Here is an 890-nt window from a genome sequence, read left to right on the forward strand (position 1 = left end):
CTGGCGTCGGTGCTGTTGGTCGGTAATGTCGCGACCCTCTGCGACAAGCACAGAAATATCTCCTTCACCCGTTATGACCGGTTTTATCGAGAGGTCAACCGTCGCGAGACCGGACGCGTCTTGCATCTCCGTTTTGAATCGAACGGTCTCACCCTTTCGGGCTTGAGTGATCGCATCCTGTACTTTATTTTGTACTGTCTCTGAGTGCACCCAGAAGGGCGTTTCGTGGAATAGATCTCCAGCTATTCCGTCACTTTGATCGCTAGCGGGTATTATTTCACTGTCGTTCACCTCGATAACCGTTCCGTCAGGTTCCAACAACCCCGCAAACTGGAACGTCTGATTGAAGATACTCTCAAATCGGCGTGCACGCTGTTTACTGTCGGTAACGTCTCGGAGGTACAGCAGCATTCCGTCGATAGCGTCGTCGTCCAACATATTCCGGCACTGTAACTCAATATTGAGCCAGTCGTCGTTACCCGATTTGAAGCGACATTCTGCCTGCTGGTCAGCATCCGTGCTTTCGACAGTAGCGAAAAACGTCTGCATCAACTGCTCGCGTTCAGTTTCATAGACGTAATCGAAGATATTCTCACCGACCATCTCATTTGGATCATACGCAAGAACTGCTTGTGCTGAGCCGCTAACGTAGCTAAACGTCCCGTCTGTCCCGACGATTGCGATCACGTCCTCAGACTCTTCAACGAACCGCTCAGTACGACGCCGCTGCTGGCGTCGCTCAGTCATGTCCCGGACAATCTGCGCGTACCCATGAGACGTCCCCTCGTCGTTCTCGAGCCGGACGTACCGTGTATCAGCATAGAACTGGTCCCCATCAGCTGTCACTCGCCATCCTTCGTGAGAGCTCTTCCCAGCGACTTTGGCCTGCT

At 52.9% G+C, this 890-nt stretch carries 1 protein-coding gene; it reads right to left on the reverse strand.

The window, feature by feature from the left end; genetic code table 11:
* Positions 1-846: PAS domain-containing protein (locus EXE45_RS17010; RefSeq protein WP_137695029.1), on the reverse strand; the 846-nt coding region annotated here is incomplete at its 3' end.
* Between the last annotated feature and the right edge of the window lie 44 nt (positions 847-890).

Source organism: Halorubrum sp. SP9, from assembly GCF_005435015.1.
GTDB lineage: Archaea > Halobacteriota > Halobacteria > Halobacteriales > Haloferacaceae > Halorubrum > Halorubrum sodomense.